At 33.4% G+C, this 13,559-nt stretch carries 11 protein-coding genes; 2 read left to right on the top strand and 9 right to left on the bottom strand.

The annotated features are described in order from the left end of the window. Window position 1 precedes the first annotated feature (1 nt). The 3 genes from EQM05_RS04465 to EQM05_RS04455 form a co-directional block, all read right to left on the bottom strand. On the bottom strand, window positions 2-784 hold the full coding sequence (locus tag EQM05_RS04465; RefSeq protein ID WP_128748927.1) for a TrmB family transcriptional regulator: 783 nt from the start codon (window positions 782-784) through the stop codon (window positions 2-4). A 114-nt stretch (window positions 785-898) separates the two neighbouring features. After that, window positions 899-1,705 carry a DUF368 domain-containing protein gene (locus tag EQM05_RS04460; RefSeq protein ID WP_128748926.1) on the bottom strand — a complete coding sequence of 269 codons (807 nt, stop codon included), beginning with the start codon at window positions 1,703-1,705 and terminating at the stop codon, window positions 899-901. Between the two features lie 291 nt (window positions 1,706-1,996). Next, complete coding sequence (locus tag EQM05_RS04455; protein ID WP_128747874.1) at window positions 1,997-3,328, bottom strand: transposase; 1,332 nt, start codon at window positions 3,326-3,328, stop codon at window positions 1,997-1,999. 478 nt (window positions 3,329-3,806) lie between these two features. Here EQM05_RS04455 and EQM05_RS04450 point away from each other — a divergent pair, with 478 nt between their 5' ends. Next, the gene (locus EQM05_RS04450; protein ID WP_243108031.1) at window positions 3,807-5,198 is read left to right on the top strand and encodes an ISNCY family transposase; all 1,392 of its coding nucleotides are present in this window, start codon (window positions 3,807-3,809) and stop codon (window positions 5,196-5,198) included. Between the two features lie 280 nt (window positions 5,199-5,478). On the opposite strand, the gene EQM05_RS04445 is transcribed toward EQM05_RS04450, so the two are convergent. After that, the gene (locus EQM05_RS04445; RefSeq protein ID WP_128748367.1) at window positions 5,479-6,753 is read right to left on the bottom strand and encodes an IS110 family transposase; all 1,275 of its coding nucleotides are present in this window, start codon (window positions 6,751-6,753) and stop codon (window positions 5,479-5,481) included. 413 nt (window positions 6,754-7,166) lie between these two features. On the opposite strand from EQM05_RS04445, the gene EQM05_RS04440 reads away from it, so the two are divergent. Continuing rightward, complete coding sequence (locus EQM05_RS04440; protein ID WP_128748925.1) at window positions 7,167-7,673, top strand: Uma2 family endonuclease; 507 nt, start codon at window positions 7,167-7,169, stop codon at window positions 7,671-7,673. A 127-nt stretch (window positions 7,674-7,800) separates the two neighbouring features. Here EQM05_RS04440 and EQM05_RS04435 read toward each other — a convergent pair whose 3' ends face one another. From EQM05_RS04435 to EQM05_RS04415, 5 genes are all read right to left on the bottom strand, one after another. Further along, on the bottom strand, window positions 7,801-9,843 hold the full coding sequence (locus EQM05_RS04435) for a thioredoxin domain-containing protein (RefSeq protein WP_128748924.1): 2,043 nt from the start codon (window positions 9,841-9,843) through the stop codon (window positions 7,801-7,803). A gap of 110 nt (window positions 9,844-9,953) precedes the next feature. Beyond that, a complete protein-coding gene (locus EQM05_RS04430) occupies window positions 9,954-11,030 on the bottom strand; it encodes a dipeptide epimerase (protein ID WP_128748923.1) in 1,077 nt (358 codons plus the stop codon). A gap of 56 nt (window positions 11,031-11,086) precedes the next feature. Next, the gene (locus tag EQM05_RS04425) at window positions 11,087-11,872 is read right to left on the bottom strand and encodes a serine hydrolase (protein ID WP_128748922.1); all 786 of its coding nucleotides are present in this window, start codon (window positions 11,870-11,872) and stop codon (window positions 11,087-11,089) included. A gap of 24 nt (window positions 11,873-11,896) precedes the next feature. After that, window positions 11,897-12,958 (bottom strand): serine hydrolase, encoded by a 1,062-nt coding sequence (locus EQM05_RS04420; protein ID WP_205694165.1) that lies wholly within the window; start codon window positions 12,956-12,958, stop codon window positions 11,897-11,899. A gap of 2 nt (window positions 12,959-12,960) precedes the next feature. Next, the gene (locus tag EQM05_RS04415; protein ID WP_128748921.1) at window positions 12,961-13,443 is read right to left on the bottom strand and encodes a PTS sugar transporter subunit IIB; all 483 of its coding nucleotides are present in this window, start codon (window positions 13,441-13,443) and stop codon (window positions 12,961-12,963) included. Between the last annotated feature and the right edge of the window lie 116 nt (window positions 13,444-13,559).

The raw sequence follows: 13,559 nt of genomic DNA, 5'->3' as shown, positions 1-13,559 counted from the left end.
TTTATTTACGTTTTTCCAGCATTGAGTTAATAAGAATGTCCTTATCAATTAAATTTCTGCCATACTTTTTTTTAAGTCTTAATAAATAAATATCATTGTGAATATGTTCAGCAGCAATAGAAGCCATTAAAGAATTCTCAGTAAAAGTGCCTATGTAATTGTTCCCGCTTTTACCACAATCAGCAATAAGGCTTTTTTCACAATCCGCAACTAGCATAATCCTGGTGTGCTTCAAATAACAGTCTGCATCACAATGTTCATACAATTCCACAGGAAGTCCCTCACTATTAAGCTTTGAAAAAGAAAATATTATTATCCTTACTCCTTTTTTCCCTAAAGCTTTAAATTCATCTGCAAAATCCTGAAGATCAAAATCTGTATTTATATACACTTCCTTTGTTGCAGTCAAAAGGATTTCCTTTGCTTTTTCAATAATGTTTTCATAGCCCTCAATATTTATGTATCTCTCCTCTTTATCACTAACCTCTATACTGGATAACTGGGATTCAAGCATATCTATAGAGCTTATATATTCTTTTTTTAATTTTTTCATAAGTACCTTTGGACTTTCAGGCTGATAAATCTGAGATTCTCCCTTAAGAAGGAAAACATAACCTTTTTTATATAGGTTGTCTAAAGCGGAATAAACAGATGAACGTGAAGTATTCAGCTCCTTTGCTATTTGATAACCTGTGAGCTTGGAATTCTTAAGTAATGTAATATACACGGCTGCTTCAGTTTTCGAAAAATTCAGCATTTGCAGTAAATCTATTATATTTTTCATAGCCCCTCCTTAGTAGTACATTATGTACTACTAAAATAATATCAAATTTTTTTGCTTGTGTAAATATTAAAATAAAAAAATCTATATAAACTTTTTTATATAGATTTTTTTATTTTAATTATTAAATTTCTTACCCATATTGAATATTAGAAGGAAACCAAAGCATAAAGAAAACAATGCATATACCAAACTAATTCCCTCTGGAAGCCCAGGATATATTGGAAGTATTGAGCCCAATACAAAACCTAATATTAACATATATGTTTTACCAGGATGTTTATTTAACAATCTTTCTATAGTTTTTGTAGTGGCAATGGTACCTATTGCACACCCTATACCTAAAGGGATTAAAAAAGGTATATTTAATGTATTAATAGCATTTAATGTTACATCATAAAGTCCTAAAATTAAAAGCATAAATGATCCGCTTATTCCGGGAAGTATTAAGGCAATAGAAATAATAATACCTGCCAGTATAAGAAAAATAATGCTTTTGCTTCCTCCTGCTGCAGCCATGGCACTGGCAGCTTCTGGTTTTCCCGACATTGCCAAGGCTATTACAATTCCTATTATAAGGTATAAATAATCATAAACATTCTTTCCTTTTGAAGCAGCTCTTTTGTATAAAACAGGTACACCGCCTAAAACAACACCTATAAAGAAAAAGCCTGTTTCAATTGGATAATTATTAATTGTTCTTTCAATGAGTGGAGCAAATAACACAATCCCTGCTAATGCACCAAGTCCTAATTCTAAAAGCAAAAGGCCATGTTTCTTCCAGTCTTCAAAAAAAGACCCTATGGAATGTATTAAATCATCATAAACCCCCAAAATTATAGCCATAGTTCCCCCGCTGACACCTGGAACCAATGTAGAAACACTGATAGCAATTCCTTTGAAAAAATTAATTATACTTTTCACTTTCATCCTCCGGATCTTATATTTTTAAATGCATATATTCTATTATCCCAGAAAGTCCCACGAATGTCATCATCTTATTACTTTTAACAGCCTTGAAAGGTGAAATTGTTTCTGTCTGCTAAATTCAACTTATTTTCTTTAAACGCCATGTTATCCACAATTCTTTTTTCTGGATTTATACTTATCCACAAAAATATCCGGCACTACACCAATTTGTTTTTCTTGTGGATAAATTTTTTGTTCAAGTTAAATTTACTCTTGGCAGACATCACTTCCTTTGATATAATCATTTTAGGCGGTTGATATGCTATGCATATCAACTTGAAATATATCTTCCCTTGTTAGTTGCTGTCCAAAGCTTGCTAGCAGGTCAGAGGATATATTTTTTTGTTTCTTTTTTATATCATTGGCTTTCAAATAATACCATTCATACAGTTGCTTGATTGTATCAGATATCTGCAGCATCAGGTAATGATTCTTCATCGCTTGGACATTCCAGCTGCATACATGTGTGATATTTCCCTGCCAGTTTTTCTGACGATTGAAGCCTTCATTTTCTATTTTCCAGCGTTTTCTTCCCGCAGCCGCTAAATTTTCCGCATTTTTGTCTGTAATCCTAAGACTGGTCAGCCACTGGAATTCTGTCCATACATTTTTCCCTTTTATTACTTTTTCCTCCCAGTATCTAAGCATATTTACGGGTTTTTCTTTGTAATCTATTTCATTCACATATTCCGCATGACCTGATGTTCCCTTCTCTGGTATTGCTTCATATTCTGCGGCAATACTTGGGATACTCCCGGTTTTATACCTGATAATAAAATCCCAGTGATTTTTTCTGCATATCTCCATAACTTTTTCTGATGCATACAGGCTATCCGCCAACAATATTATTGGAAGGCGCGGAAATCTTTTTTTCAGCTTAGCTGCAAGTCTTTGAAACGCCTTAGTTTCACAGTCCTGTTTACGCTCTTCCTCACTCATACTTTTTTGACGCAGAGCGTCTTCTCCATTATTCTCCACAAACTCACTTGCTATACTTACAATCAGTTTTTCTCCCAAAACGATTTTTGCTTCTAGAACATCGCTGTGATAACTGACTTTTTCATCCACTGTTCCTTTATTGTGATGTCTTTCAAGGCATTGCTCATTGATCTGGCGACTTCCGGAATATAACTGTGACCCATCAACAATCAAAAGCCATTTCTTCTGATACCTGGCATCATCAAATGTCTTTCTTCGTATCAGACTATACACCATGGACTGCTGGATTTCCTGCAATTGAGACGTAGCCAACTTCTCCAGATATTCATTTACGGTTACTCCGTGTGGGAGATATGACCTATCACTTTCTCCAAGAAAGTTCATAATGTTTTTTACCACCTTGTCATCATTAAACTCATATGTCATAGATTGCATGCTTACAAGCCCAGCTATTCCTTTGTAATACACAGTTCCAAGCATTACTTTATTGGAATAATCAATATAGCTTTGATGCCTAGGATCCAGCGTCCCTGCAAACTTCTGAAACAACTCAGGAAAATACTTCTTTTGGATTTTATTACATTCTGCCGCTGGATTTTTTTCTATTCTCCGATTTATACGATCCTGTTCTCTTCCCATTTTTACCTCACTGCGAATAAGTTTTTATATTATTTTACTACACTTATTGCAGATTGGCATGAAATCAGATTAATTTGTGCGAATTTTTTTACCTTTCATAGCTGTACTTTTAAATGGACGCCCTTGTTGTAATCAAAAAATAATTTAGTACAAAGTAAAAGAAAGGAATGAAAAGCCGCTATTTCACTTAATATTTATTTAATGTATAATATAGACGTGAACTTGTAAAATAGTTTTATGGAGGTAGATGTAGGAAATGAAAAATTCTATAAGAGATGTGTTTTATACAGAAGATGAGTTTGAAGATATTCAGGCTAATTTTAACGGAAAGCAATTTGGTAATATGTCAAGAACAAAATAAAAAGAAAATGAAATGTATGATTGATTTATGATAATGTCTTAATATACCACATATGATTATGTCCCAAATGCAAAAAATATAGTATAATGATACCTCAAGAGAATTGAGGTGGACATAATGAGAAAGGTAAATTTAACTATGAAAGAAAATGATAAATATACAACTATAAAGAAATTGGTCGAAACAAATGGAAACAAGAAGAGGGCATCCCTTTATCTAAGCTGCTCTATTAGACATATTAATAGAATGATCAAAGGATATCAGGAACAGGGAAAGGCTTATTTTATTCATGGTAATCATGGGAGAAAACCAGTCCATACACTTGATGATGAGACAAGACAATTAATTATTGACCTTTATCGTACCAAATACTCTGATGCTAATCTCACCCACTATTCTGAGTTATTAGAGAAGCATGAGCATATCAAAGTATCCATTAGCACCATCCGTTCAATCCTTATGCAGGAATTCATCCTGTCTCCTAAGGCTAAGCGTGCTACAAGGAAAAAGGTTAAAGCTCAATTAGAGGAATTGAAGAATGTAGCCAAATCTCCAAAAGAGGTTTCTAACATTCAGAATGCAATTATTGCAGCTGAAGATGCACACCCGAGGCGCCCTAGATGTGCTTACATAGGTGAGATGCTCCAGATGGATGCTTCACAGCATCTTTGGTTCGGTAAGAATAAAACCCAATTACACATTGCTGTAGATGATGCTACAGGTGCTATTATGGGAGCTTATTTTGACTCACAAGAGACCCTAAACGGGTATTACCATGTGTTACACCAGGTACTCACGGAACACGGTATCCCTTATATGTTATTTACAGATAGACGTACTGTATTTGAATACAAAAAGAAAAAGTCCCCTTCAGTTGAAGAGGATACTTTCACTCAGTTTAGCTATGCCTGTAAACAGTTAGGCATAGGAATTAAGACAAGCAGTGTTGCCCAAGCTAAAGGGCGCGTAGAAAGAATGTTTCAGACGTTACAATCACGCCTCCCTTTAGAAATGAGGCTAGCTTGTATCAGCACAATTGAGCAAGCAAATGAATTCTTAAACTCATACATAAAAGAATTCAATGCCCAGTTTGCTTTACCAGTTGATAATATCAAATCTGTCTTTGAAAAACAACTAGATATTGAAAAAATAAATTTAACACTTGCCGTATTAACCAGTAGGAAGGTTGATAACGGAAGCTGCATCAAATTCAAGAAAAGTTATTACCTCCCTATGGATTGTAATGGATATGCTGTACATTACCGAAAAGGTACTTCAGGTATGGTAATTCAAGCCTTTGATGGTGGAATGTTCTTTTGTGTTGATGAAAAGGTATATGCTCTAGATCTATTACCAGAACATGAACTTACATCAAAAAGCTTTGACCTTGCAGCTCCTGCGGGGCAACCAAAAAAACGTTATATTCCTCCAATGAGTCATCCTTGGAAACAAGCTTCTTTTGAACGTTATCTTAAAAAGCAGAAACATAGGCAGGAAAATATAGCATAAAAGTAAATGCCATAATATTACTATTCCTCCTTTTAAGTATAAAACTCAGAAGGCTTATTAAGCATACCCAAAATCCAGGAAAGCCTCATTATTTATTTTAGAAGTAAAACCTAACTAAAAAGCACCAGAAAACTGGTGCTAATGTTTTAAATATTTTGGGACATTTTCAAAAATGCTTGACAGAACAAAATAAAAAGAAAATGAAATGATTCTTCAAAAAAAGGGTAACCCTAATAAACATACAGTCAAATCAGAATGTATGTTCGTGTGTCTTATATAATTAATCTACTCTATTTGAAGAGTAGAGTTGATTTTTAGCCAGCAATCCAAAAATCAAACGGATTAATTTACGAGAAGTTAGCGCGAGTGCTCGTTTATGCTGATGTGTAGTCACTTCAGCAAATTTCTTCTGGTAGAAAGCTTGATATTCAGGAACGTGTCTTATGACACTACCAGCGGCTTCTATCAGATAATAACGTAAATAACGGTTACCTGCTTTGTTCATTGGCGTATTTTCAGCCTTGAAATCACCAGATTGATTTTCTTTCCATACGATGCCAGCATATTTAGCAATAGCATCATTATTAGGGAATGCATGCACACTGCCTAATTCGGCAAGAATACCACTGGAATAAACAGGGCCAAAACCAGGGATTGACATGAGAATTTGATATTCCACAGGATTCATTCCCATAACCGCTTTCTCAATGGCTTTATTAATAGTACTCAGTTCTTTTTCAAAAGCCTGAATACAGTTAAAAGAGCATGCAATTGAAGTCGTTAATGGCTCATACAAACATTTATCAAGGCGATATGAATTACGAGCAGCTTGTTGAAGAATTTTAGCAGTCATCTGTGGATCAGAAATTCTCTTTCGACTCTTTGTATTGATGAATTCAACAAGTTCTTCTATGGAAGCATTTGCAATGTCTTCAGAAGATAAAAAATCCGTCAGGATAGAGGAAGCAGTGGCACCATATTTATTAGAAAAAGGATGTTCTTCACCATCTAACAAAGCAAATTCGCTAAACTTGAGAAATACATTTGATAGCATATATGTCTTCTCCCTGGTTAAGCATTCAACTATATGAAGCCTGTGTCTTGTAAGCCTTTGTAGGGCAAGGTATTGAGAACCACGCCAAGGCTCAGTATGAATCCTGCCGACTCTTGCAAAATCAGCAATAACAAAAGAGTCAATGCCATCATTTTTGTTAAGAGCATTAAAGGAATCTTTGTAGTTAGCAACTTCCTTAGGATTCAAACAGTAGACGTAGGGTTTATATGGCACAAGTTTTTCACTTGCAGATAAAAAATTAGCTATATGCACGCCATAAAATGAAGTAGACTCAAGACCAATAATAGTAACCTTAAATATATTATTTTCTAGTATCTTGACGAGCATGGATTCTAGTTGTTCTGCACCAGATTGTGTATTAGGAACAGGTTTCATTTTAATAAAAAATTCCTGTTCAAAGTTAATTGCAGAGACAACATTTTGTCTCGCACCAATATCGATACCAACAAATAGAGTTGATAAGTAATCTACTTTCTTCATGAAATCACCACCTTTCGAAAGTAATGAGGAAATTAGAAAAGGAATTATCCTAATCCAGAGTACTGACTGCAACCTCGCGTAATCAGCATTCAACCAAGCGAAATACCTTGCTGGTGGCTACGAATGGAGATGCAACATTTGTGTAAGCAGAATTTGATACTCTGGTCAGGCTGCAAGCTTTCTAGGCAATAACAATATGTTTTGCAGGAGAATACAGCAGTAACCTTCGCTAAAGTCCGTTAGGACTATTTTAGCATTAGGAAATTCCTTTATAAATAGTTAATGTAAGTTGTATAGATAGGAATGTAAAATAGATAGCAATAATGAATTGGGGGAATCCCCACAGAAAAACATAGATACTTTCTTATCTATACTAAAATATAAAAATAAATAAGTTTATAGCAGTCATTTAACTGACTATAAACTTATTATACGAGGTAGAATATGATAATGGGGCTATTTATTTAAGTTCTAATACCTCTCAAAAACATAATATTATATTAAATAATATTAATTCTTACTTAGTACTATATTTTAGGGGAAAAGATTGCAGATCATATACTGAACAAATAGAAGTTATCTTTAAAAGTGAAAATGATATAAAAAAATATAAACCAGATATATTTGTCATGTGCGGTAATGCTGTAAAAAAAGGAGAAAGCTTTTTAACTGCACCAAAAATAATTTTTGAAATACTTTCAAAATCTACATCTATAATAGATAAGGGAACAAAATACTATTCTTATGAAAAATATGGAGTTCAGGAATATAATATGGTAGATCAAAATGGATTTATTATACAGCACACATTAATAGATGGTTCATATGAAATAACTAATACTTTCAAAAAAGGGGATAAATATACCAGTTCAATATTTACAGATTTGATTATTGATGTTGATTTAATTTTCAGCGAATAACCAATAAAAAGTAAGGGAATCTCCTCATTTCGAGGAGACTTTTTGTTTAAGAAAACCACACGTTAGATGTGGCTAGTAGTAAAGGCAAAACCATCGGCTATGCCGGTGAATATTTATTATTCTAACCCTAACTTCCTAATGACTTTCTAAACATTTTAGCATCTGTTACTGGTGCTTGACAAGAAAAATCTTCACATACATAAGCAGTTGGCTTACCATTAACAGATTTATAGTCTGCTATGAATGGAGCAATTTCAGTAATATTCTTATTTTCACTGGAATACAGCATTGAAATTGTAAATGGCATGAATTCCTCATTAATTATATCAATGATCTTTTCTGTTTCAGCATCGCTGTTTTCCCACACTAAAACAACTTCTCTGCTTTTTTGATGTATAAACAAAAGTGATATTAAGGAAAATGAATAAGCTCTTGGATAATCATTAATACTGCCTGCAAAGGCTTTAAGTAATTCATCAGCTTTATCTTCTAAATCAAAATCGCCAGTTAATCTTGCTAATCTTAAAAAGTTTAACGCAGACACTGAATTTCCTGATGGAGCTGCTCCATCGTATATTTCTTTTGGCCTTGATATTAACTGTTCACTATCACTGCCATATACAAACAATCCTCCATTTTGGCTGTCCCAGAAATATTTTAAAAGATCTTTATTTAAATTTAAAGCCTTTTCAAGATACTCCGGTTTAAATGTGGTCTCATAAAGCTCTATTAATCCCCATATTAAAAAGGCATAATCATCTACATATGCAGGAAATGCTGATTCTCCGTCACGGTATCTGGCAAGCAGTCTTCCATCTTCACGAATAAGCTTATTGAATATAAATGCTGCTGCATTTTCGGCTGCTGCAGTATACTCCTTGTTTTTTAAGACTCTTCCTCCAATAGCCAAGGCAGCAATCACTAATCCATTCCATGAGGTTAATATTTTATCATCCTTATGGGGATGAATTCTTTTTTCTCTGATTTTGAAAAGTTTTTCCCTATTTTTGTTTATAAATTCCTTGTCTATTACAGAATAAGGTGACTCTATTAAATTAGGAATATTTTTACCTTCAAAATTTCCTTTAGATGTTATATCAAAATACTGGCAGAACTTATTTCCATCCTCCACGCCAAGCGCACTTTTAATTTCATCTACTGTCCACAGATAAAATTTACCCTCCTCACCTTCTGAATCAGCATCTTCAGCAGAGTAAAAGCCCCCTTCCGGTGAGGTTATATCCCTCAAAATATAAGTAAAAATTTCTTTAGCTGTATCTGCATATTTTGATTTTTTTGCAGCCTGATAAGTCTCCAGATATGCAATGGCTAAAAGTGCATTGTCATATAGCATCTTTTCAAAATGAGGGGCCAGCCATTTTCTGTCCGTTGAATATCTGCTGAATCCAAATCCAATATGATCATATATTCCCCCACGATACATGGAATTTAATGTTTTTTCAACCATGTTAAGTGCAGATTCATCTTTGGTGCTGTACCAGTACCTTAAAAGAAAATATAAATTATGAGGCGCAGGAAATTTAGGCGCACCGCCGAATCCTCCATAAATATTGTCAAAATCATATTTATACTGTGTAAAAGCTTCTTGTATCAAGTTAGTCCTGAATTCTTCATATACTGCAGGTTTTGAACTGTTAACAGCATTTAAAATTCCTTTGCTTGAATCCAAAAGATACTCTCTGCTATTAATCCATGCCTTACCATAGCTGTCAAGAATGGATAGCAGACCTTTCATTCCCATTCTATTGTGCTTTGGAAAATATGTACCTGCAAAAAATGGCTTTTTATCCGGAGTCATAATAATTGTAAGAGGCCATCCTCCGCTGCCTGTAAGTGCCTGGCACACATTCATATATATATGATCTATATCAGGTCTTTCCTCTCTGTCCACCTTTATAGCCACAAAATATTTATTTAAAAGCTCTGCCACTTCATTATCTTCAAAGGATTCCCTCCCCATCACATGGCACCAATGACAGGTACTATAGCCTATACTCAGGAAAATGGGTTTATCTTCAGTTTTAGCTTTTTCAAAAGCTTCATTACCCCATGGATACCAATCTACTGGGTTGTATGCATGTTGTAACAGGTATGGAGATTTTTCATTTACCAATCTATTAGCTTTATCATGCATCTTATGACTTGGCATAATATCACGCTCCCGTATATTTTAATATTATTAATATATCCAAAAAAGCTATCAAATATAAATGATAGCTTTATCTTACAAAAAATTTAATTTAATTTTAATGTTATCTTCTAATAAGTTATAGACTTAATACCCAAGCCAGAATCTTCTGTAAGGCTTATTTTATATTCATTGAATACAGCTCCTCCAGTTATTGGATCTTCACTGCATAAAACAGGACCATCTAAGTCAATTTTAGTTATAATGCTTTTAGCACAGGCTAAATGTACTGCTGCAGTTACACTGACCTTTGCTTCCAGCATACAGCCAATCATGCATTCAACGCCATACATCTCTGCTAGAGAGCATATTTTCAGTGCATTATATATTCCACCGGTTTTCATAAGCTTTATATTTATTAGATCCGCTGCTCTTTTCTGCAGAATATTTAAGGCATCCATAGGTGAAAATACACTTTCATCAGCTAAAACAGGTATGGATACATTATCTGTTACAAATTTTAATCCATCTATATCATGGGCTGCAACTGGCTGCTCTGCAAATTCAATCTGAAGGCCTTCATTATACATCTTATCTAATATTCTTACTGCCTCTTTAGGTTTCCAGCCTTGATTAGCATCAATCCTAAGCTTTACATCATAACCTACAGCCTTTCTTATTGCCTTCATTCTTTCCATGTCCTTTGCAGAATCTTTTCCTACTTTTATTTTTAAGGTAGTGTAACCTCTTTTAATTGCATCTAAGCTGTCTTTTGCCATTTCTTCCAGGTCATTTACACTTATGGTTATATCCGTAATTATTTCCTTTCTGTAGCCGCCTAATAACTTGTATAATGGTGCATTATATAGCTGACCATACAAATCATATAAGGCTATATCTACTGCAGCCTTTGCACTGGTATTTTTTACAATACAATTATTTAACTTCAGCATTAATTCTTCAAAGTTATCTATAGACATGCCTATTATACTTTTTTTTATATGATCTTCTATAGCGCCTATTATAGCTCCAGTAGTGTCTCCAGTTATAACTCCAGTAGGCGGCGCCTCACCAAATCCTATATTGCCAGTATCTGTATAAACTTCTACTATAGTATCCTCCACACTATTTACTGTTCTTAAGGCAGTTTTAAAAGGTGTCCTGAGAGGAACAGATATGTGTTTTATTTTTATGTCTGTTATTTTCATATTAATTGCCTCCAAAATGAATGTAGAAAAGACAAAATTTGTTGATTTATAATACTTTATGCCTGCTCATATTTGTCTTTATTCATATATTTATAAACTTCCAGCGAAACTCTGCCTATAATCTCTTTTCCATCTTTGTTTGATAATAAATTCTTAGTTAATACACAAAGTATATAATCATTGGGATAATTATATACTATACCTGCATCATGTTCTAGTTTATCTAAGTCTCCAGTTTTATGAGCAATTATAACACCTTCTGGAAGATATAAATTTAATCTTCCGCCTAATTGCTGTTTAAGTAATACTCCCAGTATGATTTCACTATATTCTTTATTTATCACTTTCCCATTATATAAAAGCTCTAAAAAATGACATAAATCCTTTGCTGTTGTTACATTCTCTTTTCCATATTTAACAGCTTCTGAATCCATCATTTTTCTATTAAGTTTTGTATTTGCCATGCCTAATTTTTCAGCCATTTGATTAATATTTCCCATACCTAACAGCTTTATTAATATATTTGCCGCAGTGTTGTCACTTATAATAATCATAAGTTTTGCAATTTCATATAATGTAAATTTGTGACCTTCCTTTAGTTCTTTTAGTATTCCATCTCCGCCGCACTTATGAATATCTGACAGAGTTATAGTCTGCTCAAGTTTCATTGTACCTTTATTAATCTCATTCATTAAAGCAGCTATAATTACTAATTTTATAGTACTAGCTGAAGGGAATATTACATCTTCATTTATCATTATGGAAGAATTGGTTTTTAAATTTTTAAAAGCTACTGCTATATCTCCCTTATTTTCATCAATTAGTCTTTTAATATTTTCCATAAGCTTCCCCTTATTTTCAAAATTTTAAAAAACTATAGTTTCTGCTATATTATTAATATTTCTTCTTAGTTTTATTAATTCCTTATTCTCCCTGGTAGGATGTATTCTGTTTGTAAGCAATATAAAAGCCATTTGATTTTTAAAATCAATTAGTATTGAAGTTCCAGAAAAACCAGTATGGTAAATACTGCATTCTGATGCCAAATCCCCCATTGAACTTAAATTATCTTTAAGCTGCCATCCTAGTCCTCTTCTTTCATTAAGTCCCGTAGTATAGCACTTGCTCATTAGCATTATTGAATTTTTACTTAAAATTCTTTCATGGGTTACGCCATCTGGCATTCCCTCATTTAAAATCATTCTACAGAACCTTCCAAGATCACCTACAGTAGAAAATAAGCCAGCATGACCGCTTACCCCATTAAGCATATATGCTTTTCCATCATGGACTATTCCCTTGATACAGCCCCTTGCTTTTGTAATTTCAGTTGCTGCACATTTGCTTCTAACTTCTTTAACTGGATTATAAAAAGTATTTTCCATGTTCAGGGGCTTAGCTATATTATTTTTAAAAAACTCATCAAGCTTTCCAATAGTTTTTTCTGCAATTAATCCCAGAAGAATATAGCCTATATCTGAGTACATAACTTTTTTGCCAGTTTCGTATTCTAATTCTGTGTTATAAACACTGTTAATTAAATCTTCCCTTGTGCTGCAGAATTTTTTATAATCCTGTATGTCTGAAGGCAGCCCAGAAGTGTGAGTGAGTAAATTTAAAATAGTAACATCTTTATGTTTAAAACTGCTTAAAATATCACTTACCTTTGTTTGAAGAGTAATTCTGCCTTGTTCTATAAGCATTAAAATAATAGTTGTTGTAGAAACAACTTTGCTTAAAGAAGCTAAGTCATAAATAGTATTAATACCTGCGCTTTCTCTTTCAGGCATAAGCTGAGAATAGCCTACAGAATCAAACATGCAGTCTTCTTTAGTTACTATGCCAAAGGAAGCGCCTGGAAATGCTCCTCCCTTTGCACATTCTTCAAGGTACTTTTTTAAATACATAAATCTATTTTTATCTATCATAATTATAAGTCCTTTATTAAGTTCATGAAATTTGTCTCCGGTTCATCGGGAATCATTTTTGCAGTAATTTTCAGACCGGAAGAGTTTATTTTTCTAAATGCCTCAACATCTTCCTTAGATACATTAACTGATCTTTTTATATTTGTGGTTCCTTCTTTTGCGGACATATTTCCAACATTAAGTGAAGGAAGTTTTATTCCATTTTCTATAAGCTTTAAGCAGTCCTTAGGATTTTTAAAGATTACGAACACCTTGTCGTTGTCATATCTGCCTTCTTTTATTCTTGTTACTGCCTTTTCTATAGTTAGAACAGATAAGCTTACGCTGACAGGGCAGGCCAGTTTTAACACATATTTTTGCGTTTCACTGTTGCAGGCCTCATCATTTACTACCATTATTCTATTGCAGCCTAAGCTATTAGTCCAAACAGTAGCAACCTGACCATGTATTAATCTTTCATCTATTCTTGCATGTATAATTGCCATTATTATACCTTCTTTCATTTTTATAAATTAACATATACAGTAAGTGTACATATCATTATGCTAATATTCTAACATTTTTATATTAAACAGCATATACAGTATTGGTAAATAATACT

It is taken from the genome of Clostridium sp. JN-9, from assembly GCF_004103695.1.
Taxonomy (GTDB): Bacteria; Bacillota; Clostridia; order Clostridiales; family Clostridiaceae; genus JN-9.
This window is presented reverse-complemented; position numbering and strand designations above follow the sequence as displayed.

What these genes read in the sequence shown, in the direction of transcription:
- EQM05_RS04465 (WP_128748927.1), bottom strand. Translation starts at nt 784, where the DNA reads ATGAAAAATATAATAGATTTACTGCAAATGCTGAATTTTTCGAAAACT.
- EQM05_RS04455 (WP_128747874.1), bottom strand. Translation starts at nt 3,328, where the DNA reads ATGGGAAGAGAACAGGATCGTATAAATCGGAGAATAGAAAAAAATCCA.
- EQM05_RS04450 (WP_243108031.1), top strand. Translation starts at nt 3,807, where the DNA reads ATGAGAAAGGTAAATTTAACTATGAAAGAAAATGATAAATATACAACT.
- EQM05_RS04445 (WP_128748367.1), bottom strand. Translation starts at nt 6,753, where the DNA reads ATGAAGAAAGTAGATTACTTATCAACTCTATTTGTTGGTATCGATATT.
- EQM05_RS04435 (WP_128748924.1), bottom strand. Translation starts at nt 9,843, where the DNA reads ATGCCAAGTCATAAGATGCATGATAAAGCTAATAGATTGGTAAATGAA.
- EQM05_RS04430 (WP_128748923.1), bottom strand. Translation starts at nt 11,030, where the DNA reads ATGAAAATAACAGACATAAAAATAAAACACATATCTGTTCCTCTCAGG.
- EQM05_RS04425 (WP_128748922.1), bottom strand. Translation starts at nt 11,872, where the DNA reads ATGGAAAATATTAAAAGACTAATTGATGAAAATAAGGGAGATATAGCA.
- EQM05_RS04420 (WP_205694165.1), bottom strand. Translation starts at nt 12,958, where the DNA reads ATGATAGATAAAAATAGATTTATGTATTTAAAAAAGTACCTTGAAGAA.
- EQM05_RS04415 (WP_128748921.1), bottom strand. Translation starts at nt 13,443, where the DNA reads ATGGCAATTATACATGCAAGAATAGATGAAAGATTAATACATGGTCAG.